Annotated in this window: 23 protein-coding genes and 1 tRNA gene; 10 read left to right on the forward strand and 14 right to left on the reverse strand. The window is 67.8% G+C overall.

Going from position 1 to position 25,762, the window contains the following annotated elements; translation table 11 throughout:
• The first annotated feature begins 171 nt into the window (after positions 1 to 171).
• Together metG and SRAA_RS06510 are read left to right on the forward strand one after the other, a co-directional pair.
• The gene (gene metG / locus SRAA_RS06505; protein WP_045531564.1) at positions 172 to 2,358 is read left to right on the forward strand and encodes a methionine--tRNA ligase; all 2,187 of its coding nucleotides are present in this window, start codon (positions 172 to 174) and stop codon (positions 2,356 to 2,358) included.
• Positions 2,359 to 2,416: 58 nt separating this feature from the next.
• Positions 2,417 to 2,492 (forward strand) — tRNA-Thr (locus SRAA_RS06510).
• A 39-nt stretch (positions 2,493 to 2,531) separates the two neighbouring features.
• Here the strand turns inward: SRAA_RS06510 and thiD are convergent.
• From thiD to SRAA_RS06525, 3 genes are all read right to left on the reverse strand, one after another.
• Complete coding sequence (gene thiD, locus SRAA_RS06515) at positions 2,532 to 3,407, reverse strand: bifunctional hydroxymethylpyrimidine kinase/phosphomethylpyrimidine kinase (RefSeq protein WP_045531565.1); 876 nt, start codon at positions 3,405 to 3,407, stop codon at positions 2,532 to 2,534.
• Between the two features lie 74 nt (positions 3,408 to 3,481).
• Complete coding sequence (locus tag SRAA_RS06520) at positions 3,482 to 3,799, reverse strand: CcdB family protein (RefSeq protein WP_045531567.1); 318 nt, start codon at positions 3,797 to 3,799, stop codon at positions 3,482 to 3,484.
• Positions 3,799 to 4,062 (reverse strand): type II toxin-antitoxin system CcdA family antitoxin, encoded by a 264-nt coding sequence (locus SRAA_RS06525; RefSeq protein WP_045533436.1) that lies wholly within the window; start codon positions 4,060 to 4,062, stop codon positions 3,799 to 3,801. Before SRAA_RS06525 ends, SRAA_RS06520 begins: the two co-directional genes overlap by 1 nt.
• 279 nt (positions 4,063 to 4,341) lie before the next feature.
• On the opposite strand from SRAA_RS06525, the gene SRAA_RS06530 reads away from it, so the two are divergent.
• The 7 genes from SRAA_RS06530 to rsxB all read left to right on the forward strand — a co-directional run bounded on the left by SRAA_RS06530 (position 4,342) and on the right by rsxB (position 11,115).
• Positions 4,342 to 5,469 (forward strand): FAD-dependent oxidoreductase, encoded by a 1,128-nt coding sequence (locus tag SRAA_RS06530; protein ID WP_045531569.1) that lies wholly within the window; start codon positions 4,342 to 4,344, stop codon positions 5,467 to 5,469.
• 63 nt (positions 5,470 to 5,532) lie between these two features.
• A complete protein-coding gene (gene thiS, locus SRAA_RS06535; RefSeq protein ID WP_420834912.1) occupies positions 5,533 to 5,766 on the forward strand; it encodes a sulfur carrier protein ThiS in 234 nt (77 codons plus the stop codon).
• Positions 5,767 to 5,782: 16 nt separating this feature from the next.
• Positions 5,783 to 6,586: a thiazole synthase gene (locus SRAA_RS06540; protein WP_045531571.1), complete on the forward strand. Its 804-nt coding sequence runs from the start codon at positions 5,783 to 5,785 to the stop codon at positions 6,584 to 6,586.
• Between the two features lie 20 nt (positions 6,587 to 6,606).
• Positions 6,607 to 7,584: a thiamine phosphate synthase gene (locus SRAA_RS06545; RefSeq protein WP_045531573.1), complete on the forward strand. Its 978-nt coding sequence runs from the start codon at positions 6,607 to 6,609 to the stop codon at positions 7,582 to 7,584.
• Between the two features lie 98 nt (positions 7,585 to 7,682).
• Entirely contained in the window at positions 7,683 to 8,879 is a 1,197-nt protein-coding gene (locus SRAA_RS06550; protein WP_045531575.1) for an amino acid aminotransferase, read from the forward strand.
• A gap of 105 nt (positions 8,880 to 8,984) precedes the next feature.
• Positions 8,985 to 10,412, forward strand: coding sequence for a polyhydroxyalkanoate depolymerase (locus SRAA_RS06555; protein WP_045531576.1), 1,428 nt, complete (start codon positions 8,985 to 8,987; stop codon positions 10,410 to 10,412).
• On the forward strand, positions 10,405 to 11,115 hold the full coding sequence (gene rsxB, locus SRAA_RS06560) for an electron transport complex subunit RsxB (protein ID WP_045531578.1): 711 nt from the start codon (positions 10,405 to 10,407) through the stop codon (positions 11,113 to 11,115). The genes SRAA_RS06555 and rsxB overlap by 8 nt, the downstream gene beginning before the upstream one ends.
• Positions 11,116 to 11,155: 40 nt before the next feature.
• Here the strand turns inward: rsxB and bioB are convergent, their stop codons facing one another.
• The 8 genes from bioB to moaD form a co-directional block, all read right to left on the reverse strand.
• The gene (gene bioB / locus SRAA_RS06565; RefSeq protein WP_082039950.1) at positions 11,156 to 12,229 is read right to left on the reverse strand and encodes a biotin synthase BioB; all 1,074 of its coding nucleotides are present in this window, start codon (positions 12,227 to 12,229) and stop codon (positions 11,156 to 11,158) included.
• A gap of 23 nt (positions 12,230 to 12,252) precedes the next feature.
• Positions 12,253 to 13,005, reverse strand: coding sequence for a dethiobiotin synthase (gene bioD, locus SRAA_RS06570; RefSeq protein ID WP_045531580.1), 753 nt, complete (start codon positions 13,003 to 13,005; stop codon positions 12,253 to 12,255).
• On the reverse strand, positions 13,002 to 14,228 hold the full coding sequence (bioF, locus tag SRAA_RS06575; RefSeq protein ID WP_045531582.1) for an 8-amino-7-oxononanoate synthase: 1,227 nt from the start codon (positions 14,226 to 14,228) through the stop codon (positions 13,002 to 13,004). The genes bioD and bioF overlap by 4 nt, the downstream gene beginning before the upstream one ends.
• Positions 14,194 to 15,627, reverse strand: coding sequence for an adenosylmethionine--8-amino-7-oxononanoate transaminase (gene bioA, locus SRAA_RS06580; RefSeq protein ID WP_082039951.1), 1,434 nt, complete (start codon positions 15,625 to 15,627; stop codon positions 14,194 to 14,196). The genes bioF and bioA overlap by 35 nt, the downstream gene beginning before the upstream one ends.
• A gap of 168 nt (positions 15,628 to 15,795) precedes the next feature.
• Positions 15,796 to 17,715 (reverse strand): propionate--CoA ligase, encoded by a 1,920-nt coding sequence (locus tag SRAA_RS06585; RefSeq protein WP_045531584.1) that lies wholly within the window; start codon positions 17,713 to 17,715, stop codon positions 15,796 to 15,798.
• A 149-nt stretch (positions 17,716 to 17,864) separates the two neighbouring features.
• Positions 17,865 to 20,471: an ATP-dependent chaperone ClpB gene (clpB, locus tag SRAA_RS06590; RefSeq protein ID WP_045531586.1), complete on the reverse strand. Its 2,607-nt coding sequence runs from the start codon at positions 20,469 to 20,471 to the stop codon at positions 17,865 to 17,867.
• A 55-nt stretch (positions 20,472 to 20,526) separates the two neighbouring features.
• On the reverse strand, positions 20,527 to 21,000 hold the full coding sequence (locus SRAA_RS06595; protein ID WP_045533444.1) for a molybdenum cofactor biosynthesis protein MoaE: 474 nt from the start codon (positions 20,998 to 21,000) through the stop codon (positions 20,527 to 20,529).
• 23 nt (positions 21,001 to 21,023) lie between these two features.
• Complete coding sequence (moaD, locus tag SRAA_RS06600) at positions 21,024 to 21,278, reverse strand: molybdopterin converting factor subunit 1 (protein WP_045531587.1); 255 nt, start codon at positions 21,276 to 21,278, stop codon at positions 21,024 to 21,026.
• Positions 21,279 to 21,404: 126 nt separating this feature from the next.
• On the opposite strand from moaD, the gene SRAA_RS06605 reads away from it, so the two are divergent.
• Complete coding sequence (locus SRAA_RS06605) at positions 21,405 to 21,923, forward strand: pyridoxamine 5'-phosphate oxidase family protein (protein WP_197538500.1); 519 nt, start codon at positions 21,405 to 21,407, stop codon at positions 21,921 to 21,923.
• A gap of 21 nt (positions 21,924 to 21,944) precedes the next feature.
• Here SRAA_RS06605 and SRAA_RS06610 read toward each other — a convergent pair whose 3' ends face one another.
• The 3 genes from SRAA_RS06610 to SRAA_RS06620 all read right to left on the reverse strand — a co-directional run bounded on the left by SRAA_RS06610 (position 21,945) and on the right by SRAA_RS06620 (position 25,752).
• A complete protein-coding gene (locus SRAA_RS06610) occupies positions 21,945 to 22,898 on the reverse strand; it encodes an NAD(P)H-dependent flavin oxidoreductase (protein WP_045531590.1) in 954 nt (317 codons plus the stop codon).
• Between the two features lie 17 nt (positions 22,899 to 22,915).
• Entirely contained in the window at positions 22,916 to 24,748 is a 1,833-nt protein-coding gene (locus SRAA_RS06615; RefSeq protein ID WP_045531591.1) for an acyl-CoA dehydrogenase, read from the reverse strand.
• 62 nt (positions 24,749 to 24,810) lie between these two features.
• Positions 24,811 to 25,752 (reverse strand): electron transfer flavoprotein subunit alpha/FixB family protein, encoded by a 942-nt coding sequence (locus tag SRAA_RS06620; protein ID WP_045531592.1) that lies wholly within the window; start codon positions 25,750 to 25,752, stop codon positions 24,811 to 24,813.
• Positions 25,753 to 25,762 lie beyond the last annotated feature (10 nt).

A 25,762-nucleotide genomic window follows, 5' to 3' on the forward strand; every position in this document is an offset into this window, starting at 1 on the left:
TTCCACCTGGGGTTGATCGTCGCTGCCGAGTCTAATGCGATTGCGCGCGCGGCCCGCCAAGGTGGGCCACATATCCGCGCCCAGCCAGGGAGGCTCTGGGTTTGTGGGGGTTTGGTGGCGCCAAGTTGTGACCGCTAAAATCAAGCGCTTACCTGCCCACCGCCCAGCCCCATGACCCAGCGCCGCTTTTTCGTCACCACCGCCCTGCCCTACGCCAACGGTGCCTTCCACATCGGCCACATCATGGAGTACATCCAGGCCGACATCTGGGTGCGCTCGCAGCGGCTGCACGGGCACGAGGTGCACTTCGTCTGCGCCGACGATGCGCACGGGGCGCCGATCATGATCGCGGCCGAAAAGGCCGGCCAGACGCCGCAGCAGTTCGTGGCTGCCATCGCCGCCGGCCGCGCGCCCTACTTGGACGGTTTTCACATCCGCTTCGACCACTGGCACAGCACCGACGCGCCCGAAAACCACGCGCTGGCGCAGCGCATCTACCTCGACCTCAAGGCCGCTGGCCTGATCGAGAGCCGCACCATCGAGCAGTTTTTCGACCCCGAGAAAAACATGTTCCTGCCCGACCGCTACATCAAGGGCATCTGCCCCCAGTGCGGCGCGCCGGACCAGTACGGCGACAACTGCGAAGCCTGCGGCGCCGTCTATGCCCCGACCGAGCTGCGCCAGCCCTACTCGGCGCTCTCGGGTGCCACGCCGCTGCTGCGCCAGTCCGAGCATTTCTTCTTCAAACTGTCCGACCCGCGCTGCCTCGAATTCCTCGACCAGTGGACCAGCACGCCCGGGCGCTTGCAGCCCGAGGTGCTCAACAAAATCAGCGAATGGCTAGCCCCCGGCGACGACGGCCAGGCCAAAATGGGCGACTGGGACATCAGCCGCGACGCGCCCTACTTTGGGATCGAAATCCCCGATGCGCCGGGCAAGTATTTCTACGTCTGGCTCGACGCCCCGATCGGCTACCTCGCCAGCCTCAAGCACCATTTCGACAGCGGCCAGGCCGCCGCGCACGGACACCCGGCCTCGCGCACCGCGCAGAGCTTCGAGCAGTTCCTGGCCGACCCAGCCGTGGAGCAGGTGCACTTCATCGGCAAAGACATCATCACCTTTCACAGCCTGTTCTGGCCCGCGATGCTGCATTTTTCCGGCCGCAAGGTGCCCAGCGCCATTTACGTACACGGCTTCTTGACCCTGCACGGCGGCGAAAAGATGAGCAAGAGCCGCGGCACCGGGCTCGATCCGCTCAAATACCTGCAACTCGGCCTCAACCCCGAGTGGCTGCGCTACTACCTGGCGGCCAAACTGAGCAGCCGCAACGAAGACGTGGACTTCAACCCGCAAGACTTCGTGGCCCGCGTCAATTCCGATTTGGTCGGCAAATACATCAACATCGCCTCGCGCGCGGCCGGTTTTCTGGCGCAGCGCTTCGAGGGCCGCCTCGGCCCCCTGGCCCCGGACGGCGAAGCCCTGCTCGACGGCTTGCAGCGCGCCGTGCCGCAAATCGCCGAGCTGCTGGCCGAGCGCGAGTATGGCAAAGCCATCCGCGAGACCATGGCGCTGGCCGACCGCGTGAACGAATACGTGGACCAAAACAAACCCTGGGAACTGGCGCGCCAGCCCGACTGCGCGGCGCGCCTGCAAGACGTGTGCAGCACCTGCATCGAGTGCTTTCGCGTGCTCACGGCGCTGCTCAAGCCGGTGCTGCCGCAGTTGGCGGGCCAAGTCGAAGCCTTTTTGCGCTGCGCCCCGCTGGACTGGGCCAACGCCGCCACGCCGCTGGGCGCTGGCCACGCCATCGGCGCCTACCAGCACCTGATGCAGCGCGTTGATGCCAAGCGCCTGCAAGAGCTGTTCGAGCCTGCCGCCGCTCCTGCCAACCCCGCCAGTCCAGCCAACCCCGCCGCCCCGGTGCTCAAAGCCAGCCCCAAAGCCGCACACACCGAGCATCCAGCGCCCGCAGCGGCCGACCCCGACGCCCCCCTGCCCGGCGGCGAATCCGTTGCCCCCCAGATCGGGATCGAGGACTTTGGCAAAGTCGATCTGCGCATCGCGCGCATCGTCGCCTGCGAGGCCGTCAGCGGCTCGACCAAGCTGCTGCGCCTCACGCTCGACGCCGGGGAGGGGCGCTTGCGCAACGTGTTTTCCGGCATCGCCAGCGCCTACCAGCCGGAGCAACTGGTCGGCCAGCTCACCGTGCTGGTTGCCAACCTGGCCCCGCGCAAAATGAAGTTTGGCGTCAGCGAAGGCATGGTGCTCTCGGCCAGCCACGCCGACGAACAGGCCCGCCCCGGCCTGTACCTGCTGCAAGCCTGGCCGGGGGCCGAGCCGGGGATGCGGGTGCATTGAAGGGCTTGCGCGCGCAATATAATCACAGGCTCTGGGTTTTCCCCAGTCTTGCTTCAGTGCCGGAATAGCTCAGTCGGTAGAGCAGCTCATTCGTAATGAGAAGGTCGGGGGTTCGATTCCTCTTTCCGGCACCACTTGAAAGCAGAAAAGGCCCTCCAAGTGCGTGCAGGACGTCAAGCAGCAGGCAAGCGCCGCAGCGCCAGCGGCGCAAAACCATGATTCAGCGGCCCGTGCCCAGCACCGATGCGCGCACCGGCGCCGGCCTCGATCGCGCTGCGCACCCAGGCGTGGGCCGCCTGCACCGCCTGGGGCAGCGCCAAGCCGAGCGCCAACTGCGCCGCAATCGCCGCAGCGAGGGTGCAGCCGGTGCCGTGGATGTTGCGGCTGGCGATGCGCGGCCCGCGCAGGCGCAGCCAGGCGGCGGGGGCGGTGCCGGCGCTGGCCAGCACGTCGGTCAGGTGCTCGCCCTGCAGGTGCCCGCCCTTGAGCAGCACGGCGCGCGCGCCCAGCGCCAGCAAGTCGGCGGCGGCGGCGTCCAACGCGGCTTCATCGGGCAGGGCGCGGCCCAGCAGCAGCGCGGCTTCGTCGAGGTTGGGCGTGACCAGGCTGGCGCGGGGAAACAGCTCGGCGCGCAGCAGCGCCACGGTTTCGGGCTCGATCAGCGCGTCGCCGCTGGTGGCGACCATCACCGGGTCCAGCACCACCCAGGGCGGCGCGTAGCGATCGAGCGCGCGCGCCACCACGCGCACCACCTCGGGCGCGTGCAGCATCCCGATCTTGACCGCATCGACGCCGATGTCTTCCAGCACGGCGGCGATTTGCTGCTCCAAGAAGGCCGGGGGCACGGCGTGGATGGCGCGCACCCCGAGGGTGTTTTGCGCCGTCAGCGCGGTGATGGCGCTCATGCCGTAGCAGCCCAGCGCGGCAAAGGTTTTGAGGTCGGCCTGCACCCCGGCCCCGCCGCCGCTGTCGCTGCCGGCTATGGTGAGCACCCGGGCATAGCGCCACGGGGGGTTGAGGGAGTCGGGCGGTGCGGGGGCGTGCGACATGGGTGTGGGTGTCTCAAAAGCGATGATGGGCGGGCTGCAAGAGGGAGCCAGCCTGTGGCCCTCGAATGGGCGATTCAATAACCCTGAAACAAAAAATCCAGCGCCGCGTTGATGGGCTCCTGCTCATGCGCGAGCGAGCCCACGGCCGAGCGCAAAACCCGCTTGGGCACGGCAGCCATTTTGGGCGTCTCCAGCAGAAACTCATCGCCTTCTATGCGCAGCACGGGCATGAGCGGTGTAGGCAGCCGAAGCACGGGAAAATGCGCGAGGCGGCGCAAGGGGATCACCATGCGGCTGTCGAGCGCGTCGAGCAAATCGCTCTGCACATCGAGCAGATAGGGCGTGGTGTCGGCGTGTCGGCCCGGATTTGGATAGACATCAAAACGGGCCATCAGAAGCTGCTCCACTCACTCAGCGGCAAGCCTTCGGCCTCGACGGTGGCGTTGTAGGCGGCAATGAATTCGGCGTGGTCGCTGCGCCAGCGCCGCTCCAGCTCGTGGCGCACCCGCTCGCGCAGATAGGCATCGCAAACCTGCGACAGGTTGAGGTTCAATTGTTTGGCCGCATCCAGCACATCGCTGCTCAAGCTGAGGTTGGTTGCGCGCTTGCCAGTCGGGCCAGCGCGGGGGCGCCGCACCGTCTGCGTAGGGGGCATAGCAATCTCCATGCGCATGTTGATGTGCGCATATTTTAACCCACACTGCTTGGCCCACATTGGGTGCTTGTGGGCTGCGGGCCGGTGCCAGAAGGCACGGACAGCGGACGCGGCGCAGCGCTTTTGTCATGGACCAAAACCGGCATGGTATATTTTCCCCAGCGCCGTTGAGCCCGCATTGGCCAGCGCCTCCTGTGCAGCATTTGCCCGCTGCGACATGACACGGCCCTGCCTGCCGCCCGCGTTTGGGCGGTTTTTATCGCTTGGAATCTACCCCTCATGTCAGTGTATCGCCCCCAACCCGCACCGGTGCTCATCCTCGGGGCCGGCCTAATGGGCCGTTTGCTGGGCGTGGCGCTGGCGCGCAGCGGCCACCCGGTCACGCTCCATGAAGCGCGCGCCGCCACCGACCAAGGCGCGGCCGCTTGGGTCGCCGCCGCCATGCTGGCCCCACTGGCCGAAGCCGCCGTGGCCGAGGCCAATGTGGTGCGCATGGGGCTGTACGCGCTGCCGCGCTGGCGCGAACTGATTGCCTCGCTGCAGCAGCCGGTTTATTTCCAGCAAGACGGCACCCTCATTCTGTGGCACCGCCAAGACGCCGCCGAGGCCACGCGCCTGAGCCGCGTCTGGGCGCAGACGGTGCAGCAGCTGCCCGAGCTGCAAGCGGCGCAGCCGCTGGACGCGCAGCAACTGGCGGCGCTGGAGCCCAGCGTGGCCGGGCATTTCCAGAGCGGCATCTACCTGCCCCAAGAAGGCCAGCTCGACAACCACCAACTGCTGCAAGCGCTGCAAGCCGAACTGGAGCAGCGCGGCACGGCGCTGCACTGGAGCCACCCCACCGGGCTGGAGCAGGCGCTGGCTTGGCAACGCCAGCACGGCGGCTGGGTGCTGGACTGCCGCGGCCTGGGGGCGCAGCCCGACTGGGCCGCCACCGAGCGGCCACTGCGCGGGGTGCGCGGCGAAGTGGCCTGCCTGTATGCCCCCGGCGTGACGCTGCAGCGCCCGACCCGGCTGCTGCACCCGCGCTACCCGCTCTACATCGCGCCCAAGCAGGACCATTTTTTTGTCGTCGGGGCCACGCAGATCGAGTCCGAAGATTTGTCTGAGGTGAGCGCGCGCTCGGCGCTGGAGCTGCTCAGCGCCGCCTACGCGGTGCACCCCGGCTTTGGCGAGGCGCGCATCGTCGGGCTGCAAAGCCAGTGCCGCCCCACCCTGCTCGACCACCAGCCGCTGGTGCGCGAGTGCGCGCCGCAGGTACTGCAGATCAACGGCCTGTTCCGCCACGGCTACCTGATCGGCCCCGCCGTGTGCGACGCCGTGCTCGAATACGTGCAGCAGCGCAGCCACGATCTGGCCCAAGGGCTGGGGCTGCGCTTCGAGCCTTGCGCGGCGGCGCTGGCGGCTTAAAGCACGCCTTTGCCGAACCCTTTGCCTACGACCGTTCCCGCATCCAGCCCACCCATCACCCCCATGACGCCACCCCTTGCAGCCACTGCCAGCGCCACCTTGCAAATCTGGCTCAATCAGCAGCCGCTGACCTTGCCCCTAGGGGCTACCCTAGCCGATGCGGTGGCCGCCGTGCGGCCAGCCGAGCCCTTTGCCGCCGCCCTCAATCTGCAGTTCGTCCCCAAAAGCCAGTACGCGCACACCGCGCTGGCCGAGGGCGACCGGATCGAGCTCATTTCCCCCGTCACCGGCGGCTGAGCGCGCCGCCCGCAGCATGAACCCCAGCCCCACCGCCGACCCCCTCATCCTCTACGGCCAGCATTTTTCCAGCCGCCTGATGCTGGGCACGGCGCGCTACCCCTCGCCCGCGCTGCTGCAGCAGGCCGTGGCGCTGGCCCAGCCCTGCATGCTCACCGCCGCGCTGCGGCGCCAGAACGCCGCCGCCCCCGAGGCTGGCCAGCCCTTCTGGAGCCTGCTGCAGCAAATGCAGGTGCCACTGCTGCCCAACACCGCCGGCTGCCACAGCGTGCAAGAGGCCATCTCCACCGCCGAAATGGCGCGCGAGCTGTACGGCACCGACTGGATCAAGCTCGAAATCATCGGCGACGACTACACCTTGCAGCCCGACACCCTGAACCTGGTGAGCGGCGCCGACCAGCTCACCCGGCGCGGCTTCAAGGTGCTGCCCTACTGCACCGAAGACCTGGTGCTGTGCCAGCGCCTGGTCGATGTGGGCTGCCAGGCCGTGATGCCCTGGGCGGCCCCGATCGGCACCGGCAAGGGCCCCTTGAACCCCTGGGCCTTGCGCAGCCTGCGCGAGCGCCTGAGCGTGCCGCTGATCGTCGATGCCGGGCTCGGCCTGCCCTCGCACGCCTGCCAGGTGATGGAGTGGGGCTTCGACGGCGTGCTGCTCAACACCGCGGTGGCGCTGGCGCTGGACCCGGTGCGCATGGCGGGTGCCTTTGCGGCTGCGGTGCAGGCCGGGCGCAGCGCCTTTTTGGCCGGTGCCATGCCAGCGCAAGACAGCGCCCAGCCCAGCACACCGGTGCTGGGAACGCCGTTTTGGCACCAGGCCTGAAAGGCTGGCCGCACCCCCACATGAACACCACCCCAGAGCGCCTGCACGACCTGGTGCAGCGCCACGCCGCCTTGGCCCTGCCCGACCAAGCCGACCGCTTGGCCGAACCCGCCAGCGCCAGCGCGAACGACTTGGCCTATGCCGCTGCGCGCCGCCTGGGCTTCATCGAGCCCGACGCCGCCGCCATTGCCCGTGCCTGGCAGCGCCGCAGCGAGCGCGAGGGCCGACTCGCATCAGCCTCTGCCAGCGCCCCCGCCAGCGACTGGAACCCCAACTGGCCCACTGAAGCGCAAGATTTCGGCCTGCTCGACCCACCCACCGAAGCCGCTCCAGCGCCGCCCTTCGCTCCCTGCCCGGCCGAACTCGGCCTCTACGCCGTGCTGCCCAGCGCCGCCTGGGTGCAGCGCATGGCGCAGGCCGGCGTGCCCACGCTGCAACTGCGCTTCAAATCGGGCCACGCCGCCGCCGTGCGCGCCGAGGTGCAAGCCGCCGCAGCGGCAGTGCAAGCCGTGGCCAGCGCCAGCGGCCAGCCACCCAGCCGCCTGTTCATCAACGACCACTGGCAAGCCGCCCTCGAGGCCGGGGCCTACGGTGTGCACCTGGGGCAGGAAGACCTCGACACCCTGCCCCCCGACGCCCTGCCCGCGCTGCGCCGCGCCGGGCTGCGGCTGGGCCTGAGCACCCACGGCTACGCCGAACTGCTGCGCGCCGCCCGCCTGCGGCCCAGCTACTTGGCGCTCGGGGCGGTGTACCCCACCACCCTCAAAGCCATGGCCACCGCGCCGCAAGGCAGCGCCCGACTGCACGCCTACGCGCAGTTGCTGCGCGGCCTGCTGCCCAGCGTGGCCATCGGTGGCATCGGGCCCGAGCAACTGCCCGCCGTCGCCGCCAGCGGCGTGGGCTCCTTTGCCGTGGTGCGCGCCCTGACCAGCGCCGCCGAGCCCGAAGCGGCCGCGCGCGCGCTGATGCAGCGCTGGGCGCAACTGCGCGCGGCCTGAGCGCTTGGGCATGCAGGCAACACGGTAAAATGGGGGTTTTGACTTGCAGGCTTGCTCAGCCCCAAGCGCCCTTTTCATCCTACCCACAGGCCCCTCCCATGTCCCTCTTTTCCGCCGTCGAAATGGCCCCGCGCGACCCGATCCTGGGTCTGAACGAGCAGTTTGCAGCCGATCCGCGCCCCAACAAAGTCAACCTCGGGGTCGGGGTTTATTACGACGACGAGGGCAAGCTGCCCCTGCTGCAATGCGTGCAACTGGCCGAGCGCGCCCTGATGGAAAAACCCGCCGCACGCGGCTACCTGCCCATCGACGGCATCGCCGCCTACGACAACGCGGTCAAGGCGCTGGTCTTTGGCGCCGCCAGCGAGCCGGTACAAAGTGGGCGCGTGGCCACGGTGCAGGCCATCGGCGGCACCGGAGGCCTGAAAATCGGCGCCGACTTCCTGAAAAAACTCCAGCCTGGCGCCCAGTTGCTGATCAGCGACCCGAGTTGGGAAAACCACCGCGCCCTGTTCACCCAGGCCGGCTTTGAAGTCGGCACCTACGCCTACTACGACGCGGCGCAGCGCGGCCTGAACTTTGCCGGAATGCTGGCCAGCCTAGAGGCTGCCGCCCCCGGCACCGTGGTGCTGCTGCACGCCTGCTGCCACAACCCGACCGGCTACGACCTCACGCCGGCGCAGTGGGCGCAGGTGGTGGCCGTGGTCAAGGCGCGCGGCCTCACGCCCTTCCTCGACATGGCCTACCAGGGCTTTGGCCACGGCATCGTCGAAGACGGCGCGGTGATTCAGCAGTTTGTCGCCGCCGGCCTCGATCTGCTGGTTTCGACCTCGTTTTCCAAGAGCTTCAGCCTCTACGGCGAGCGCGTGGGGGCGCTCTCGGTGCTGTGCGCCAGCAAAGACGAAGCCGCGCGCGTGCTGTCGCAGCTCAAAATCGTGATCCGCACCAACTACTCCAACCCGCCTACGCACGGCGGCGCCATCGTGGCCGTGGTGCTCAACGACCCCAAACTGCGCGAACTCTGGGAGCATGAGCTGGGGGAAATGCGCGTGCGCATCAAGCACATGCGCCAGCAATTGGTGGCCGGCCTGAAAGCCGCCGGGGTGGCGCAAGACATGGGCTTCATCACCGAACAGATCGGCATGTTCAGCTACTCGGGCCTGAGCAAGGAGCAGATGCTGCGCCTGCGCGGCGAGTTCGGCGTCTATGGCACCGACACCGGCCGCATGTGCGTGGCCGCGCTCAACAGCCACAACATCGGGCACGTCTGCCGCTCGATTGCGGCCGTGGTTTGAGGCACCTGTGCGACACTGGGCGTCAAGCGCAGCATTTAGTCAGGACAAAATCAGTCTATCCTGATATATTGTGTTGCACTGCAACATTTTTCTAGGGGCAAGCCCATGCTGTACCAAATTTACGAGAATCAGCGTTCACTGATCGAGCCCTTTTCCGACTTTGCGCAAATGACCGCCAAGTTGTTTGCCAACCCGCTCTCGCCGCTGGGTCAGGTGCCGATGGCGCAGCGCATTGCTGCCGCCTACGACCTCGTGCACCGCCTCGGCAAAGACTACGAAAAGCCCGAGTTCGGCGTGCGCCATGTGGACATCGAGGGCCAGCACGTGGCGATCGACGAGCGCATCGAGATCGACAAGCCCTTTTGCGAGCTGCGCCGCTTCAAGCGCTTTTCTGACCACCCGGCCACGCTGACCCGGCTCAAAACCCAGCCCGTGGTGCTGATCGTGGCACCGCTGTCGGGCCACTACGCCACGCTGCTGCGCGACACCGTGCGCACCATGCTGCGCGAGCACAAGGTCTATATCACCGACTGGAAGAACGCGCGCATGGTGCCGCTGTCCGAAGGCGATTTTCACCTCGACGACTACGTCAACTATGTGCAGGAGTTCATTCGCCATCTGCAGCAAAAATACGGCAACTGCCACGTCATCAGCGTTTGCCAGCCGACCGTGCCGGTGCTCGCGGGGGTCTCGCTCATGGCCAGCCGGGGCGAACTCGCGCCGCTGTCCATGACCATGATGGGCGGCCCCATCGACGCGCGCAAATCACCGACCTCGGTCAACAACCTGGCGGCGCAGCGCAGCTTCGAGTGGTTCGAGAACAACGTGATCTACCGCGTGCCAACCAATTTTCCGGGCGCCGGGCGGCGCGTCTATCCGGGCTTTTTGCAGCACACCGGCTTCATCGCCATGAACCCGGACCGGCACGCCAGCAGCCACTACGACTACTTCCGCGACCTGATCAAGGGCGACAACGAAAGCGCCGAGGCGCACCGCCAGTTCTACGACGAGTACAACGCGGTGCTCGACATGGACGCGCACTACTACCTGGAAACCATCAACACCGTGTTCCAGGAGTTCAAGCTCATGCACGGCACTTGGGACGTGCGCAACGAGCAAGGGCAACCCGAGCGCGTGCGCCCGCAAGACATCTGCAACACGGGCTTGCTGACCGTAGAAGGCGAGCTCGACGACATTTCGGGCTGCGGCCAGACCCGCGCCGCGCACGATCTGTGCACCGGCATCGCCGACCCGGAACAGCGCCACTACGAGGTGCCGGGGGCCGGGCACTACGGGATTTTCAGCGGCCGGCGCTGGCGCGAGCAGGTCTATCCGATCGTGCGCGCCTTCATTGTCGAACACGAGCCCACCTCGGCTGCGGCCCAAGAAGCGGCGCGCAAGGGCGCGGCCGAGCTCGACGACGGCGATTCCGACGAAACGGTGCCGTCCAAGGTTACCGCCACCACCATCACCGACGCCAACACGGCTGCACCCAGGCGGCGCACCGCACGCAAACCGGGCACGGGTGAATGAGAACCTGATCGAGCGCATCGACGCGCTGCTGCCGCAAACGCAGTGCCAGCGTTGCGGCTACCCGGACTGCCGCAGCTACGCGACCGGGCTGGCGGCTGGCACGGCCGAAATCAACCAGTGCCCACCCGGCGGCCAAGCAGGCGTGGTGCGGCTGGCGGCCCTGCTCGGCCGCCCGGCCTTGGCGCTGAACCCCACCCACGGGCCCGAGGGCCCCATGACGGTGGCGGTGATCGACGAACAATGGTGCATCGGCTGCACCCTGTGCCTCAAGGCCTGCCCGACCGACGCCATCGTGGGCACGCACAAGCGCATGCACACCGTGATCGAGCCCTATTGCACCGGCTGCGACCTGTGCCTGCCGGTGTGCCCGGTGGACTGCATCCGCATGGAGCCGGTCAGCGACGCCCAGCCCGTGCCCACCGGCTGGGCTGCTTGGAGCACGGCCCAAGCCGAGCAGGCGCGCCAGCGCTACACCCAGCGCCAGCAGCGGCTGGAGCGCCAAGCCACAGCGCAACAGCAGCGCCTGATCGCCAAGGCCGAGAGCAAACTGGCCGACCTGCCCAGCCACTCCAAACACACCGACCCGGCCGTGCTGGAGCGCAAGCGCGCCCTGATCGAGGCCGCGCTGGCGCGGGCCCGGGCGGCGCAGGCGGCGCGGCTGGAGGGCGCCGCCGATCCGAAGCCCAACCCCGCGCAGCCTTGAGGGGGCTTGGGCCGCCTGTGGCGTTCAGGCGCTGGCTCGCTCAGGCGCTAGGAGGGGCCGCGGTCTGGCCCTGCGCCCGCAACCCCAGGCGCTCAAACAAGGCGCGGTCGCGCGCAGCCTGCGGGTTGGCGGTGGTGAGCAGCCGATCGCCGTAAAAGATCGAGTTGGCCCCGGCGGCAAAGCACAGCGCTTGCAGCGCGTCGTCCATCTGCTCGCGTCCGGCCGAGAGCCGCACCCAGGCGCTTGGCATGGTGATGCGCGCCACCGCAATGGTGCGCACGAACTCGAAGGGGTCGATCGGCTCGGCGTCGGCCAGCGGGGTGCCGGGCATGGGCACCAGGTTGTTGATCGGCACCGACTCCGGGTAGGGATCAAGGTTGGCCAGTTGGGCGATCAGGCCAGCGCGTTGCGCGCGCGTCTCGCCCATGCCGACGATGCCACCGCTGCACACATTGATGCCGGCCTGGCGCACGTGCTCCAGCGTGTCGAGCCGGTCTTGGTAGCTGCGCGTGCTGATGATCTGGCCGTAAAAATCGGGCGCGCTGTCGAGGTTGTGGTTGTAGTAATCGAGCCCGGCGCTTTTGAGCTGCTGCGCCTGCTCGGCGTCGAGCATGCCGAGCGTCATGCAGGTTTCCAGCCCGAGCGCGCGCACGCCCTGCACCATTTCGGTGACGCGCTGCAGATCGCGCATTTTGGGGCTGCGCCAGGCCGCGCCCATGCAAAAGCGGCTGGCGCCTTGGGCCTTGGCATCGCGGGCGGCTTGCAGCACGGCATCGAGCGGCATCAGCTTGCTGGCCTCGATACCGGTGTCGAAGTGCGCCGACTGCGGGCAGTAGCCACAGTCTTCGGCGCAGCCACCGGTCTTGATCGAGAGCAGGGTCGAGAGCTGCACCTCGTTGGGGTCGAAGTGCTGCCGGTGCACTTGCTGCGCCTGGAACAGCAAGTCCAGCAGCGGCCGCTCAAACAAGGCCTCGATGGTGGCTTGCGGCCAGCGCGGGGACGCTTCATGGCCCGCCACTTTGGCTGCAGATGAAGACTTTGGCGCGCCCTTGAGCGCAGAGATATTGATCGGGGCTTCGATTGCGGTATCGGTGGAGGCAGCGCAGGTGTTCATGTCTCTTGGTGTGCAGGTGGGGTTCAAGTCAGCTCAAACAGAGCGCGCAGGGCCGCGTCGTCCAGGTGCGCGGCGGCGGCTTGGGCCATTTGCACGGCACTGGCCGGGGCCAACCGGGGCAACACGCCCAGGCAGGGGGTTTGGTGGCGGCGCTGGAATTCGTGCCGCAGCGTGGCCAGGTTCTGGTCCAAAAAGGGCATGTCGGGGTCGAGCGTATTGGCCACCCAGCCGCCCAGGCGCAGGCCGCGGGCGCTGATGGCTTCGGCGGTGAGCAGCGCGTGGTTGATGCAGCCCAGCCGCAGCCCCACCACCAGCACCATGGGCAGGCCGAGGGCGCGCATCAGGTCGGAGCTGTCCCAGTCTGGCCCCAAGGGCACGCACAGGCCGCCGGCCCCTTCGGCCACCAGCACGTCCACTTGCTGCGCCAGTTGCCGCGCCCCGTGCTGCAAGCGCTCGAAATCGATGGTCTGGCCTTCCAGCGCCGCCGCGATGTGCGGCGCGCAGGCGGTGCGCAGTTGCAGCGGCCCGACCTGCTCGGGGCGCACACCGGGCCAGCCCGCCGCCCACAGGGTTTGCACGTCCTCGTTCTGCCATTGCCCATCGACGGGTTCCATGCCCGAGGCCACCGGCTTGTAGCCGGCGGCGCGCAGCCCGTGCGCGCCCAGCCAGTGCAGCAAGCCGGCGCTGACGCGGGTTTTGCCGACTTCGGTGTCGGTGCCGGTGACGAAGCAGCCTCTGAGGGCTGGGGCTGGGGTGGATGCGGACGGAAGGGTCATAAACTCAATTCCTGCAAGGATTCGGCCAGCGCCGCCAACAGTCGCTCGAGGTCGGCCTGCGTGTGGCTGGCGCTGAAAGTGAGCCGCAGGCGGGCACTGCCCACGGGCACGGTTGGGGGGCGGATCGCTGGCACCCGCAGGCCGCGCGCCTGCAAGGCGGCGTCCAGGGCCAGCGTGCGCGCATTATCGCCGACGATCAGCGGCTGGATCGGGGTGTGTGAATCGGGCAGGTGCAGCCCGCCTTGGCCGCCCTGCCCGCCCTTCGCTGCCGCCAGCAAGGGCTGCACCCCGGCGCGCCAGCGTCCGATCAAGGCTAGCAGCTGCTGGCGGCGCGCCGCGCCTTCGGGGCCTTCGATCAAATCCAGGCTGGTTTGCAGGGCCTGCGCCAGCGCGGGCGGCAGCGCCGTGGTGTAGATATACGTGCGGCTGCGTTGCAGCAGCCATTCGACGATGCTGGGGTGCGCAGCCACGAAGGCCCCATACACGCCGGCCGCCTTGCCCAGCGTGCCCATATAGATCAGGCGCTCGCTGCGCAGGCCAAAGTGCTGCAAGCAGCCGTGCCCGCGCGCGCCCAGCACCCCAAAGCCGTGCGCGTCGTCGATGATCAGCCAGGCGTCGTGGCGTTCGGCCAGTTGCAGCAGCGCGGGCAGGTCGGCCAGGTCGCCGTCCATGCTGAACACCGCGTCGGTGACGATCAGCTTGAGCGGCGTGGCGCAGGCTTGCAACTGCTGCGCCAGCACCCCGAGGTCGGCGTGCGGGTAGCGCTGCACCGCCGCCTTGGCCAGCCGCGCGCCGTCGATCAGCGAGGCGTGGTTGAGCTGGTCGCAAAACAGCGTGGCCGTGGCCTCGCCCAAGGCCGTGAGCAACGCGATGTTGGCCGCATAACCGCTGCCAAACAACAGCGCCCGCGCGCCCGGGATGTGCGCCGCCTGCCAGTCGGCCAGCCGCTGCTCCAGCGCGGCATGCGCCTCGTAGTGGCCGCTGACCAGGTGCGAGGCCCCGCTGCCCACGCCCCAGCGCCGGGCGCCGTCGGCCAGCGCCTGCACCAGCGCCGGGTGATTGGCCAGCCCGAGGTAGTCGTTGCTGCAAAAAGCCAGCAGCGGCGCATCCGCGCCTTGCAGTTGCAGGTGCGGCTGGCAGGGTGTGGTGTGGGTGCGCAAGCGCCGCCGCAGCGCCGCGGCGTCGAGTTCAAGCAGTTGGCGGTTCAGGTGTTCGATCAGCATCGGAGGGCCATGCAGCGCCGGGGTAATCAGCCGCCGCCGGGTTCAGGGTGTCATTCAAGGTGCCGATGAGGCGCTCGGCCAGCCAGCGCGCCAGCGCTTGGTCGAGCAGGTAGGGCGGCATCAGATAGACGGTGCGCCCGATCGGGCGCAGCAACAACTCATGCGCGCGCCCGACCAGGTGCAGGCGCTCGGCAAAGCGCTCTGGAGCGTGTTCGGCGCGCACATCGAAAGCCCAGATCATGCCGCAGCGGCGCAGGTGTTGCAGGCGCGGGTCTTGCGCCAGCGGGGCCAGCGCGGTGTCGAGCACGGCCGCCATGCGGGCGTTGTCTCCCAGCACATCGCGCTGCTCGAAACGATCCAGCACCGCCAGCGCGGCGCGGCAGGCCAGCGCGTTGCCGCTGTACGAGTGCGAGTGCAGGAAGCCGCGCGCCACGTCGTCGCTCAAAAAGGCGCGGTAGATGGCGCTGCGGCACAGCACCACCGAGAGCGGCAAAAAGCCGCCCGTGATGCCCTTCGAGAGGCACAGCAGATCGGGCCAGATGCCGGCTTGCTGGCAAGCAAAAAAGCTGCCGGTGCGGCCAAAACCCACCGCGATTTCATCGGCAATCAGGTGCACCTGGTAGCGCTCGCACAGCGCGCGGACGCGGCGCAGATAGTGTGCGTGGTGCATCGCCATGCCGGCCGCGCCCTGCACCAGCGGCTCGACGATCAGCGCCGCGATGTGGCTGTGGCGCTGCGCCAGCAGGGCCTCCAGCGCAGCGGCGGCGCGCTCGGCCACGGCGGCCGCGTCTTCACCCGGCTGCGCCAGGCGCGCATCGGGCGAGGGCACGAGGTGCGCGCCGCCATAGAGCAGCGGCGCGTAGGCGCTGCGAAACACCGGCACGTCGGTCACGGCCAGCGCGCCCAGCGTCTCGCCGTGGTAGCCGCCTTGCAGGCAGACGAACTCGCGCTTGCCCGGCTGGCCGCAGTTGCTCCAGTGGTGCACGCTCATCTTGAGCGCGATTTCTACCGCCGAAGCGCCGTCGCTGGCAAAGAACAAATGCCCCAGTTCGCCTTCGGTGCGCGCACTCAGGCGCTCGGCCAGTTCCACCGCCGGGGCGTGGGTGCAACCGGCCAGCATCACGTGCGGCAATTCGTCGAGCTGGGCCTTGATGGCGGCCACGATGCCGGGGTCGGCATGGCCAAACAAATTCACCCACCAACTGCTGCTGGTGTCGAAGTAGCGCCGCCCCTCGTGGTCGTACAGCCACGGGCCGCTGGCGCGCGCGATTGGCAGCGGCGGCACGGCGGCGGCGCGCTGCATCTGGGTGCAGGGGTGCCAGACGCTGGCCAGGCTGCGCTGCTGCCAAGCGGCGTTAAGACCGTGCAGCATTGAATCGGGTGTTAGCAAGGGTGCCATCAGGGCATGGTGGGGGGTATCAGGCGCTGCGGCGCCGGCATCGAGGGCGCGTCGTCGTGGGTGTGCATGAAAATGAACCGATGGTGGCCAAAACTTGATGATAACCTTGCTGGCTTGCCCAAGCAGACCGAGCCAGGGCCACCGAGAACGACAGCCCAGCCAACACGCTCAGCCCAGCAAATCCCGGATTTGCAGCAAGGCCGCCGGGTCGTCGAGGGTGCTGAGGTCGCCCGGGTCGCGGCCTTCGCACAGCGCCTGCATGGCGCGGCGCAGCAGCTTGCCGGAGCGCGTTTTTGGCAGCGTGGCCACGAAGCAGACCCGCGCTGGCCGCGCCACGGCCCCGAGTTGCGCATCCACGCACTGCATGATGGCCTGCTCCTGCTCCCGGGTCGCCTCGGCCGAGGCCAGCAGCGCCGGGTTTTTGGACACCACAAAAGCCATCGCCACCTGGCCCTTGAGCGCGTCGGCGCGGCCCACCACCGCCACCTCGGCCACATTGGGGTGGCTGGCAATGGCTTCTTCGATCTCGCGCGTGCCCAGCCGGTGCCCGGCGACGTTGATCACGTCGTCGGTGCGGCCCAAAATGAAGTAGTAGCCTTCGGCGTCGCGCACGCCCCAGTCGAAGGTGCTGTAAAGGTCGCGCCCAGGGATGCTGCTCCAGTAGGTGCGCAGGTAGCGCGCGTCGTCGCCCCACACGGTTTGCAAGCAGCCCGGCGGCAGCGGCCCTTGGATCGCCAGCACGCCCTTGCGGTTCGGCTCGGTGATGTCTTGCCCCGTGCCCTCGTCCACCAGTCGCACATCAAAGCCATAGACCGCGCGGCCGGGTGAGCCGATCTGGCCCACGGCGCCGGGCTCGACGCCGCTGCACAGCGCCAGAATCGGCCAGCCGGTCTCGGTCTGCCAGTAGTTGTCGATGATGGGCTTGTGGATGGCAGCCCCAATCCAGCTCGCGGTGGGTTCATCGAGCGGCTCGCCCGCCAAAAACAGGGCCTTGAGGCTGGAGAGGTCGTATTGGCTTAGGTAGGCCGGGTCTTGTTTTTTGAGCACGCGCGCCGCCGTGGGGGCTGAGAACATCACGTTGACGCGGTATTTTTCTACCAGGCTCCACCAGATGCCAGCGTGGGGGCGGATGGGCAGGCCCTCGTACATCAGGGTGGCCATGCCGTTGAGCAGCGGGCCGTAGATGATGTAGCTGTGCCCGACCACCCAGCCGATGTCGGAGGTGGCAAAGAAGGTCTCGCCCGGCTGGCTGAGGTAGATGTGGCGCATCGAGGCCGCCAGCGCCACGGCGTAGCCGCCGGTGTCGCGCTGCACCCCCTTGGGCTTGCCGGTGGTGCCGCTGGTGTAGAGGATGTAGCTCGGCTCGCTGCTCTCTAGCCACTCGCACGGCACCTGGGTGTGCAGGAAGCGGGCCCGCGCAGTGGCGTAGTCCACATCGCGCCCGCCTTGCAGCGTGACTTCGGCCAGGCCGCGCTTGACCATCAGCACCTGCTGCGGCGGGTGCTGGCTCAAGCGCAGCGCTTCGTCGAGCAAGGGCTGGTAGGGCAGCACCTTGCCGCCGCGCATCCCCGCGTCGGCGCTGACGATCAGGCTCGGGCGCGCGTCGTCGATGCGGTTGGCCAGCGCGTGGCTGGCAAAACCGCCAAAGACCACCGAATGGATGGCCCCGATGCGCACACAAGCCAGCATGGCAAAGGCGGCTTCGGCGATCATGGGCATGTAAATCAGCACCCGGTCGCCCTTGCGCACGCCCAGATCGAGCAGCACCGCCGCCATGCGCTGCACCTCGGCGTGCAGCTCGCGGTAGCTGTAAACCTGCTCGATCCCGGTCTCGGAGGACACATAGATGAGCGCATTTTGCTCGCCCCGCTCGGGCAAGTGCCGATCGACCGCGTTGTGGCACAGGTTGGTGCGCCCACCCACGAACCAGCGCGCAAAAGCCGGCTGGCTGGCGTCGCAGACTTGCTCGAAGGGCTGCTGCCAGTCGATCAACTGCGCCTGCTCGGCCCAGAATGCCTCGCGATCGTCGATCGAACGGCGGTAAAAATCGGCGTAAGTGCTGCTTGGGGTGGCCGTGCTATGGGTCATGGGCTAGTGCTCCTGGAGCGGCTGCGAAGGCGGCAGCCTAGGGTTTTTTCTTCAACTGGCGCGATTTTGACTGCACGGCTTGCGTGTGCCTGACGCCCGCCCCGCCTACTGCCCCAAACGCTTTGACCGCCGCGTTTGGCCTTCGGGCATCAGTCCGGGTCGGCGGCGCCAAACTGGAACTGCCCCGGTGCCTGGATCGGGTCCACCTCCACCGTGATCACGCTCTTGGGCGCAAACCGCCCCTCCAGAATCTGGCGCGAGAGCGGGTTTTCGATGCGCTGCTGGATGGCGCGCTTGAGCGGGCGCGCCCCGAACACCGGGTCGAAGCCGACCTTGGCCAGCTCGGCCAGCGCCGCCTCGCTCACCTGCAAACCGAGTTCGAGCCGCGTCAGGCGCTCGGAGAGCACCTGCAATTGGATGCGGGCGATGCGCGCAATGTGCTCGGCATCGAGGCTGTGGAAAAGCACGGTTTCGTCGATGCGGTTGAGGAATTCGGGCCGGAAGTGCTGCTTGAGTTCGCCCCACACCGCTTCCTTGATGTCGTCGGCGTCTTGCCCGGCCATGGCCTGGATCAGCGGCGAGCCGATGTTGGAAGTCATGGCAATCACGGCGTTTTTGAAGTCCACCGTGCGCCCCTGGCCGTCGGTCAGGCGCCCGTCGTCGAGCACTTGCAGCAGCACGTTGAACACGTCCGGGTGCGCCTTTTCCACCTCGTCGAGCAGGATCACGCTGTAGGGCTTGCGCCGCACCAGCTCGGTCAGGTAGCCGCCTTCTTCGTAGCCCACGTAGCCCGGCGGAGCCCCGATCAGGCGCGCCACCGAGTGCTTTTCCATGAACTCGCTCATGTCGATGCGGATCAGGTGCTCCTCGCTGTCGAACAAAAACGCCGCCAGCGCCTTGCACAGCTCGGTCTTGCCCACGCCAGTAGGCCCCAGGAACAGAAAACTGCCCAGCGGCCGGTTTGGGTCGGATAGGCCGGCGCGGCTGCGCCGAATGGCGTTGGCCACCGCCACGATGGCTTCGTCCTGCCCAACCACGCGCTGGTGCAGCTTGCCCTCCATTTGCAGCAGCTTGTCGCGCTCGCCCTGCATCAGCTTGGCCACCGGAATGCCGGTGGCGCGCGCCACCACTTCGGCGATTTCTTCGGCCCCGACTTGGGTGCGCAACAGCCTGGGCGCACCCGTTGCACCCTGCCCGGCGGCCTCTTTGGCTTGTGCGTCGCGCAGGCGCTTTTCCAGCTCGGGCAGGCGGCCGTATTGCAGTTCGGCGACGCGGTTGAAGTCGCCCTTGCGGGTCCAGCCCTCGATCTGGATTTTGATCTGCTCGATGTCTTTGCGCACCTGGTCCGAGCCCTGGGCGGCGGCTTTTTCGCTTTTCCAGATTTCTTCGAGGTCGTTGTAGTCGCGTTGCAACTTGCTCAGCTCCTCTTCGAGCAAGGCCATGCGCTTTTGCGAGGCTTCGTCTTTTTCTTTGCGCACCGCCTCGCGCTCGATCTTGAGCTGGATCATGCGCCGATCGAGCTTGTCCATCGCCTCGGGCTTGGAGTCGATTTCGATCTTGATCTTGGCCGCCGCTTCGTCGATCAGGTCGATGGCTTTGTCGGGCAAGAAACGGTCGGTGATGTAGCGGTGGCTGAGTTCGGCCGCGGCGACGATGGCCGGATCGGTGATTTCCACGCCGTGGTGCACCTCGTATTTTTCCTGCAGGCCGCGCAAAATGGCGACGGTGGCCTCCACGCTGGGCTCATCGACCAGCACCTTCTGGAAGCGCCGCTCCAGTGCCGCGTCTTTTTCCACGTATTTGCGGTACTCGTCGAGCGTGGTGGCACCGATGCAGTGCAGCTCGCCACGCGCCAGCGCGGGTTTGAGCATGTTGCCGGCGTCGATCGCGCCTTCGGCCCGGCCGGCCCCGACCATGGTGTGTAGCTCGTCGATGAACAGGATGATGCGGCCCTCGTCGGCGGCCACTTCCTTGAGCACCGATTTGAGGCGCTCCTCGAACTCGCCCCGGTATTTGGCCCCGGCCAGCAGCCCGGCCATGTCGAGCACCAGCACGCGCTTTTCTTTCAGGCTCTCGGGCACTTCACCGGCCACGATGCGCTGCGCCAGCCCCTCGACGATGGCGGTTTTGCCGACGCCGGGCTCGCCGATCAGCACCGGGTTGTTCTTGGTGCGCCGCTGCAGCACTTGGATGGCGCGCCGGATTTCGTCGTCGCGCCCGATCACCGGGTCCAGCTTGCCGGCGCGGGCGCGCTCGGTCAGGTCCAGGGTGTATTTTTTCAGCGCCTCGCGCTGGCCTTCGGCCTCGGGGCTGTCCACCTTCTGGCCGCCGCGCAACGCGGCAATCGCCGCCTCCAGCGGCGCGCGTTTCAGGCCCGCCTGCCGCGCGGCATCGGCCAACGCCAGCTTGCTGTCGGCCAGCGCCAGCAAGAACAGCTCGCTGGCCACGAACTGGTCGCCGCATTTGAGGGACTCTTTTTCCGCCGCCTGCAGCAGCCCCACGCAGTCGCGCCCGACCTGCACCTGCTCTTGCCCCTGCACCGAGGGCAGTTTGGCCAGCGCCTCGTCGGCCGCTTGCGCCAGCGCCGCCACGTTGACCCCGGCGCGCTGCAGCAGCGCCTTGGGTCCGTCGGGCTGGCTAAGCAGCGCCGCCAGCAGGTGCGCCGGTTCGATGTAGGCATGATCCTGCGCCAGCGCCAAGGTCTGCGCTTCGCTCAGGGCCTGCTGGAATTTGGTGGTCAGTTTGTCGAGTCGCATACGCCGCTTTCGCAAAGGGGTGATGCAGCCCGACTTGGGGCCTGAACGGGAAATTTCAAGCGGCGTTGCTGGCTGCGATGCCCCATTTGGCCAGCGCCGCGTCGTCGCTGGTGCGCGCATCGACCCAACGCGAACCGGTGGCACCGTGTTCTTTTTTCCAGAACGGCGCTTGGGTCTTGAGGTAGTCCATCAAAAATTCGCAGGCTTGAAAGGCCTGGCCCCGGTGCGCCGCCGTCACCGCCACCAGCACGATCTGCTCGCCCAGGCCCAGCCGCCCAACGCGGTGCAGCACGCGCGCACCAAAAATCTCGAAGCGCTGCCGCGCCTGCTCGACCATGTCCTCGATCGCGCGCTCGGTCATACCGGGGTAGTGTTCCAGCTCTAGGCAGTCGAGCGCTTGGCCCTCATCGAGCTGCCGCACGGTGCCGACAAAGACCGCCACCGCCCCCACCCGCGCATCGGCGGCGTGCAAGGCCGCCACTTCGGCGCTCAGGTCGAAATCCTCGGTCTGGATGCGCACTTGCACCAGTGTTGCGGGCTGCGCTGCCACCTTCAGCCCCCCGTCACCGGTGGGAAAAAAGCCACCTCGTCGCCGTCCTTGAGCGCGGCCGACTCCGTCACCATGGCCTGGTTGAGAGCAGCGCGCACCGCCCGCCCACGCGCCAGCGCCTCGGCATAAGCGCCGCCGCGAGCGATCAGTTCGTCGCGCAAATCGGCCACCGTGGCTGCTGCCGTAGGCAGCCCCAACTCAGTCGCACCCAGCGCCTCGCGCAGGGTGGCAAAAAACCGGATCTGAATGGTGTTCATGGCTTAGATGAAGCGCGCCCGCCACGGTGGCAAGGCAACCGCACTAACATTGTAGCGCTGCAGTTCGTGCGCCAGCAACGAGCGCCAGACGAGGCGCGGGAGCGCCGACGAATTGGTGGCACACGCTTGCACTACACTGCCCGCGTGAGCATGACCGACGCCGACCTCCATCTGCTGCAGCGCCTGCTGCAGGCGCAGCGCTTGGCCGCGCTGGCCACCCTGCACCGGGGCGAACCGGCGGCGTCGATGGTGCCTTTTGCGCTGCTGCCCGAGTGCGGCAGCGCGCTCATCCACGTCAGCCGGCTGGCCACCCACAGCAAAGACATGCAAGAGCAACCCGCCGTGGCACTGCTGATCTTGGCCGAAGCGCAAGCCGACGACAACCCGCTGGCGCGCCCGCGCCTGAGCCTCAAGGGCCGCGCCCTGCCCTGCCCGCTTGAGTCGCCGCGCTACGCCGCCGCCCGCGCCGCCTACCTGGAGCGGCTGCCCGAGGCGCAAGAGCTGTTCTCGTTCCCAGATTTTTCGCTGTTCTTGGTCGAGCCGCAAGCGGCGCGCTTCGTGGCCGGCTTTGGGCGCGCCTACGCGCTCACGGCCGAGCGCTGGCGCGCCGTGCTGGCACCCACAGCAAGCGCCGCCGGGAACTGAACCCCCGGCAGCGCAGCTGCTTTAACCCAGCAGCCGCTGGCGCGCCTGCGCGTACTCGCGCTTGAGTTTCGCCACCCGCTCGGCTGCGGGCAGCACGCGGTCGATCGCGCCGATGCCTTGGCCGCAGCCCCAGATGTCTTTCCAGGCCTTGGCGGCAGCAGCACCAAAGTTCATCGCGCTCGGGTCGCTCTCGGGCAGCTTATCAGGGTCCAGCCCGGCGTTGCGGATCGAGGCCTTGAGGTAGTTGCCGTGCACACCGGTGAACAGGTTGCTGTAGACGATGTCGTCCGAGTTGCTGTCCACCACGCACTGCTTGTAGTCGGCGCTGGCGCGCGCTTCGTCGGTGGCGATGAAGGCCGAGCCGATGTAGGCGAAATCAGCCCCCATGGCCTGCGCCGCCAGCACCGCGCTGCCGCTGGCGATGGCGCCCGAGAGCGCCAGCGGGCCATCGAACCACTGGCGAATTTCCTGCACCAGCGCAAAGGGGCTTTTCACGCCCGCGTGCCCACCGGCGCCGGCAGCCACCGCCACCAGCCCGTCGGCACCTTTTTCAATCGCCTTGTGCGCAAAAGCGTTGTTGATGATGTCGTGCAGCACCACGCCGCCCCAGCTGTGCACGGCCTGGTTCACGTCGGTGCGGGCGCCCAAGCTGGTGATGACGATCGGCACACTGTACTTGGCGCACAGGGCCAGGTCCTGCTCCAACCGGTCGTTGCTCTTGTGCACGATCTGGTTGATGGCAAAAGGGGCTGCGGGTTGCTCTGGGTGCGCGCGGTCGTGTGCGGCCAGCGCCTCGGTGATTTCGGCCAGCCACTCGTCGAGCTGCGAAGCCGGGCGCGCATTGAGCGCTGGCATGGAGCCCACGATGCCAGCCTGGCACTGGGCGATCACGAGTTTGGGGTTGCTGATGATGAACAGCGGTGCGCCGATGACCGGAAACGGCACGCGCTGCAAGGCGGCAGGCAAGTGGGACATGAAGTTTGACTCGATGCTTAAAAGAATTCGGGGGCCATTTCGGTCACGGCGGCGTGGCCTTCGACGATGCTGTCGCGCTGGCTGCCGGCGCGGCTGAGCAGGTGATCGGCATAAAAGCGCGCGGTCAGGATCTTGGCGCGCATGAAATCGGCCTCGTTGCCCGCCACCAGCTCGCGCTCGGCCACCAGCAGCGAGCGCGCCAACTGCCAGCCCGCCACCAGGTTGCCACCCAGCAGCAGGTAGGGCACGCTGCCCGCAAAAACCGCGTTCGGGTCGGCCTTGGCGTTACCGAGCACAAAGTCCAGCACCTCCAGAAAGGCTTGCCGCGCCGCTTGCAGTCGCTGGCACACCGCCAGCGCGTGGGCGCTGCCGCTGGCTTGCAGTTCGGCTTCGGTGCGCTCGATCTGCGCCGCCACGGCGCGCGCGGTGCGGCCGCCGTCGCGCAGGGTTTTGCGCCCCACCAAGTCGTTGGCCTGGATGGCGGTGGTGCCCTCGTAGATGGTGAGAATGCGGGCGTCGCGGTAGTACTGCGCAGCCCCGGTTTCTTCGATGAAGCCCATGCCACCGTGCACCTGCACCCCGAGCGAGGCGACTTCGATGCTCATCTCGGTGCTATAGCCCTTGACCAGCGGCACCAAAAATTCGTAAAAGGCGGCGTGCTGCTGGCGCTGCTCGGCCTCGGGGTGGTGGTGCGCGCCGTCGTAGGCCGCTGCCGCCACGCTGGCCATGGCGCGGCAGCCTTCGGTGTAGGCGCGCATGGTGAGCAACATGCGTTTCACGTCTGGGTGCACGATGATGGGCGCCGCTGCCGCCAGGCTGCCATCCACCGGGCGGCTTTGCAGCCGATCGCGCGCATAGCCCACCGCTTTCTGATAGGCCCGCTCGGCCACCGCAATGCCCTGCACGCCCACCGCGTAGCGCGCCGCGTTCATCATGATGAACATGGTTTCGAGCCCGCGGTTCTCTTGCCCCAGCAGGTAGCCAATCGCACCCGGCCCCGTGGGCAGCTTGCCCGCCAAGCCATCGCCAAATTGCAACACCGCCGTCGGGCTGGCCTTGATGCCCAGCTTGTGCTCGATGCTCACGCAATGCACATCGTTGCGCGGCCCCAAAGAACCGTCGGGGTTGAGCAAAAACTTGGGCACGATGAACAGGCTGATGCCTTTGACCCCCTCGGGCGCGCCGGGGGTGCGCGCCAGCACCAGGTGCACGATGTTGGATGCCATATCGTGCTCACCGTAGGTGATGAAAATCTTGGTGCCAAACACCTTGTAGCGGCCATCGGGCTGCCCGGCTGCGTCTTGCAGCGGCTCGGCGCGGCTGCGCACCAGCGCCAGGTCGGAGCCGGCCTGTGGCTCGGTCAGGTTCATGGTGCCGGTCCACTCGCCCGAAATCATTTTGGGCAGGTAGGTCTGCTGCTGCTCCGGGGTGCCGGCGATCAGCAGCGCCTCGATGGCGCCGTCGGTGAGCAGCGGGCACAGGGCAAAGCTGAGGTTGGCGGAGTTGAGCATCTCCACGCAAGCGGCCCCAATGGCCTTGGGCAGGCCCTGGCCGCCGAACTGCACCGGGTGCTGCAAGCCCTGCCAGCCACCCTCGGCAAACTGGCGAAACGCCTGCTTGAAGCCCGGCGTGGTGCTGACCTTGCCGTCGTGGTAGGAGGATGGGTACTTGTCGCCCTCCCAGTTCAGCGGCGCGATCACCTCCTGGTTCAGGCGCGCGCATTCTTCCAGCACCGCTTGCGCGGTTTCCAGCCCCGCGTCTTCAAAACCGGGCAGGCTGGCCACCTGTTCCAGACCGGCCAGGTGCTGGAGGTTGAACATCAGGTCTTTGACCGGGGCGACGTAGCTCATCTTTTATCTCCGTTTAACGTTGAATGCGGGCGCAGCCAAAGCGCCGCCCCTTGTGCGCACGCTTACAGCGCCTTGACAAGCTCCGGCAGCGCCGTGAACAGATCGGCTTCGAGCGCGTAGTCGGCCACGGCAAAGATCGGGGAGTCCGGGTCTTTGTTGATGGCCACGATCACCTTGGAGTCTTTCATGCCGGCCAGATGCTGGATCGCGCCCGAGATGCCGACGGCGATGTAGAGCTGCGGCGCGACGATCTTGCCGGTCTGCCCGACTTGCAAATCGTTGGGCGCATAGCCCGCATCGACGGCGGCGCGGCTGGCCCCGATGGCGGCACCGAGCTTGTCGGCCAGCGGCGTGAGCAGCTCGTTGAACTTCTCGGCGCTGCCCAGCGCCCGGCCACCGCTGACGATGACCTTGGCCGCCGAGAGTTCGGGCCGGTCGTTTTTGGCCAGCTCGCTGCCCACGAAGTTGCTCAGGCCGCTGTCGGCCACTGCGGGCACGGTCTCGATGGCGGCGTTGCCGCCGCTGGCGGGTGCGGCGTCGAAGCCGGTGCCGCGCACCGTGAGCACCTTTACGGCGTCCAGGCTTTGCACCGTGGCCACGGCGTTGCCGGCGTAGATCGGGCGCTCGAAGGTGTCGGGGCTGAGCACCTTGGTGATTTCACTCACCTGCGCCACGTCGAGCAGGGCGGCCACGCGCGGGGCCACGTTCTTGCCGCTGGCGGTGGCGGCAAACACGATGTGGCTGTAGCCAGCGGCCAGCGCCAGCACCTGCGCTGCCAGGTTTTCGGCCAGGCCGTGCGCCAGCGCCGGGCCGTCGGCGTGCAGCACCTTGCTGACCCCGGCGAGCTGCGCCGCGGCGGCAGCGGCGGGTGCGGCCTGGTGGCCCGCTACCAGCACATGGACTTCTGGGGCGCAAGCCAAGGCGGCGGTGAGGGCGTTGCGCGTCGCGCCTTTGAGCGTGGCGTGGTCGTGTTCGGCTATGAGGAGTGCGGGGAGTGCGGTCATGATGGGTTGG

The organism is Serpentinimonas raichei (genome assembly GCF_000828895.1).
GTDB classification, from domain to species: Bacteria; Pseudomonadota; Gammaproteobacteria; order Burkholderiales; family Burkholderiaceae_C; genus Serpentinimonas; species Serpentinimonas raichei.

Coding starts and splice junctions, on each gene's coding strand:
- metG (WP_045531564.1), top strand. CDS start 172: ATGACCCAGCGCCGCTTTTTCGTCACCACCGCCCTGCCCTACGCCAAC.
- thiD (WP_045531565.1), bottom strand. CDS start 3,407: ATGTCGCACGCCCCCGCACCGCCCGACTCCCTCAACCCCCCGTGGCGC.
- SRAA_RS06520 (WP_045531567.1), bottom strand. CDS start 3,799: ATGGCCCGTTTTGATGTCTATCCAAATCCGGGCCGACACGCCGACACC.
- SRAA_RS06525 (WP_045533436.1), bottom strand. CDS start 4,062: ATGCCCCCTACGCAGACGGTGCGGCGCCCCCGCGCTGGCCCGACTGGC.
- SRAA_RS06530 (WP_045531569.1), top strand. CDS start 4,342: ATGTCAGTGTATCGCCCCCAACCCGCACCGGTGCTCATCCTCGGGGCC.
- thiS (WP_420834912.1), top strand. CDS start 5,533: ATGACGCCACCCCTTGCAGCCACTGCCAGCGCCACCTTGCAAATCTGG.
- SRAA_RS06540 (WP_045531571.1), top strand. CDS start 5,783: ATGAACCCCAGCCCCACCGCCGACCCCCTCATCCTCTACGGCCAGCAT.
- SRAA_RS06545 (WP_045531573.1), top strand. CDS start 6,607: ATGAACACCACCCCAGAGCGCCTGCACGACCTGGTGCAGCGCCACGCC.
- SRAA_RS06550 (WP_045531575.1), top strand. CDS start 7,683: ATGTCCCTCTTTTCCGCCGTCGAAATGGCCCCGCGCGACCCGATCCTG.
- SRAA_RS06555 (WP_045531576.1), top strand. CDS start 8,985: ATGCTGTACCAAATTTACGAGAATCAGCGTTCACTGATCGAGCCCTTT.
- bioB (WP_082039950.1), bottom strand. CDS start 12,229: ATGAACACCTGCGCTGCCTCCACCGATACCGCAATCGAAGCCCCGATC.
- bioD (WP_045531580.1), bottom strand. CDS start 13,005: ATGACCCTTCCGTCCGCATCCACCCCAGCCCCAGCCCTCAGAGGCTGC.
- bioF (WP_045531582.1), bottom strand. CDS start 14,228: ATGCTGATCGAACACCTGAACCGCCAACTGCTTGAACTCGACGCCGCG.
- bioA (WP_082039951.1), bottom strand. CDS start 15,627: ATGGCACCCTTGCTAACACCCGATTCAATGCTGCACGGTCTTAACGCC.
- SRAA_RS06585 (WP_045531584.1), bottom strand. CDS start 17,715: ATGACCCATAGCACGGCCACCCCAAGCAGCACTTACGCCGATTTTTAC.
- clpB (WP_045531586.1), bottom strand. CDS start 20,471: ATGCGACTCGACAAACTGACCACCAAATTCCAGCAGGCCCTGAGCGAA.
- moaD (WP_045531587.1), bottom strand. CDS start 21,278: ATGAACACCATTCAGATCCGGTTTTTTGCCACCCTGCGCGAGGCGCTG.
- SRAA_RS06610 (WP_045531590.1), bottom strand. CDS start 22,898: ATGTCCCACTTGCCTGCCGCCTTGCAGCGCGTGCCGTTTCCGGTCATC.
- SRAA_RS06615 (WP_045531591.1), bottom strand. CDS start 24,748: ATGAGCTACGTCGCCCCGGTCAAAGACCTGATGTTCAACCTCCAGCAC.
- SRAA_RS06620 (WP_045531592.1), bottom strand. CDS start 25,752: ATGACCGCACTCCCCGCACTCCTCATAGCCGAACACGACCACGCCACG.